The following is a 1959-nucleotide window of genomic DNA, read 5'->3' as shown; positions in this document are numbered from 1 at the left end:
GTTTTAATTCCTATAGTTGTTTTTAGGGCAGTTTTATTATCCAAATTAGAGATATTTTTTATTTTAGTAGGGGTATCATTTTTAACTAGTTTAGTTTTGTCATTATTATGTTTGATATTCTGGAGAAGTTTTAAAAACCTTTCCATATCTAAGGGGATTTTTCAATGTTGTTATAGTTATTTTAATATTGGATGGTTTGGAATTCCTATTGTATATACACTTTGGGGAGAAAATGAAGCTACTACAATGACAACCCTTTATATAGGTGGAATGTTATTTGGGCATACAGCTGGGTACTTTTTTATTAACAAACAATCAAATACAAAATTTATTTATACTTTTTTAACTTTATTTAAAAATCCTAGTATATATGCTATTATTTTTGGCTTTTTATTATCTTATTCATATAAATCTATTATATTAGAACATAATGTTATAGACGCTATATTTTCTATTGTTCTACCACTCACATCTCTTATGGGAATGTCTTTAATCGGAATGAATCTTTATGGAATTGTTATTAAGGACATACCGTGGAAAACAGTGCTACTGTTTTTATTATCTAGAATAGGTCTTTCTGTATTAGTAGTAGGATGTTTTATTTTTTTCTTAATGAAATTACAAGTACTTAGTTTATCGCAAATCTATGTGTATTCTTTAATTTCTGTTTTACCAATAGCTGCTAATATTGTTGTTTTTACATATAATAAAGATTCTAAAAACAAAATACTAGAAACTTTATTATTATGCTCTACTATTTTATCTTGTTTAATTTTATGCATCTTTCTTTTTATATGGCAATAATATTAATAATTTTACTATTTAAAATAGTATTAAGATACTGTGCAACTAAAGTAGCATTTTCACCGTTAATACTAATAACTAACATAAACTCTAATAAGGAATTGCTATTTCTACATAATATATTATCTCTGCTAAGATTGCATCTACAGTTTTTTTGATATATTGAGTACTTTTAAAAGTAGGAATTGCTACTATAATTTTTAGCATTATTTTATAACTCTTGATGTTGCATAACTTTATTTAATTTCAACTTTAAGTTATGTTTATTCAGTAAGGTAATAATTTCCTGTTCAATTAAGATTTTTAAGGATTTATCTTGCATTTTATTATAAAAAGCATGATCTTTAATATACTCCTTCAGTTTTTGGGAATTAGTATTACTAATATTCATAAATTCTACATATACTTCACCAACCTAGGCATTTTTAAGCTTAATAATAAGTTCTTCAATTTTACTAATATCTTCTATATAATTAGCCAAGATTTGCCCACTAAAGGCATAGGTTATGAACCCAGCTTTGCTTAATGACTCTAATGTATTAAGCCTATTTTTAATCAGCGGTGCTTTTAATTCTATTGCTCTTCCTACTGCATTATTATCTGTGGTAATAGTAAAACCTATTTCTACATTAGCTAATTGTTTAAAAAGCTCAAGATCTCTGTAGATTAGAGAGTTTTTAGTTAAAGTACTAATTTTACCATCATGATTATACTCTATTAACTTCTTTAGAATATTTCTAATTAAGATTCTTTCTTTTTTTTAATTCTCATCAACTACCAACGCATCTACTCCTAAAAAATCAATTTTAACATTAAAATAATCAATATTCTCAAGTGTTTTTAATTTTTTTTCATAACTCAGTTCTTGTTTAGTTATTGTAAATATTTTAAGCTTTAGGTATCAATATTAGTACTATCTTTAATAACTATCTTGCCTTTTTCTCTTTTTACCTGCCTAGCATCAACACAGCATATTTTACAATCCCATAGGCAAATTGAAGTTATATTCCAAGTAATATACAACTTAGTATTATATTCTCATATCGTCTCTCCAATTTTTTTAATTCAACTGTTCTCCCATATACTTTACATAATAAATACACTAATTGATTTATTATAATAATATTATTTATATAATATTAAAAACAATCATTA

General features: G+C 24.8%; 3 protein-coding genes. 2 read left to right on the top strand and 1 reads right to left on the bottom strand.

Translation table 11 applies throughout. The features are described 5' to 3' along the window. The coding region (locus ACQCX0_RS03370) for an AEC family transporter (protein ID WP_462562761.1) at positions 1 to 804 on the top strand (804 nt) is incomplete at its 5' end. Positions 805 to 1015: 211 nt separating this feature from the next. Here ACQCX0_RS03370 and ACQCX0_RS03365 read toward each other — a convergent pair. Next, on the bottom strand, positions 1016 to 1195 hold the full coding sequence (locus tag ACQCX0_RS03365) for a hypothetical protein (protein WP_462562760.1): 180 nt from the start codon (positions 1193 to 1195) through the stop codon (positions 1016 to 1018). A 115-nt stretch (positions 1196 to 1310) separates the two neighbouring features. On the opposite strand from ACQCX0_RS03365, the gene ACQCX0_RS03360 reads away from it, so the two are divergent. Continuing rightward, the gene (locus tag ACQCX0_RS03360; protein ID WP_465029877.1) at positions 1311 to 1469 is read left to right on the top strand and encodes a hypothetical protein; all 159 of its coding nucleotides are present in this window, start codon (positions 1311 to 1313) and stop codon (positions 1467 to 1469) included. Positions 1470 to 1959: the final 490 nt, after the last annotated feature.

The organism is Candidatus Hepatincolaceae symbiont of Strigamia maritima (genome assembly GCF_055505085.1).
This window is presented reverse-complemented; position numbering and strand designations above follow the sequence as displayed.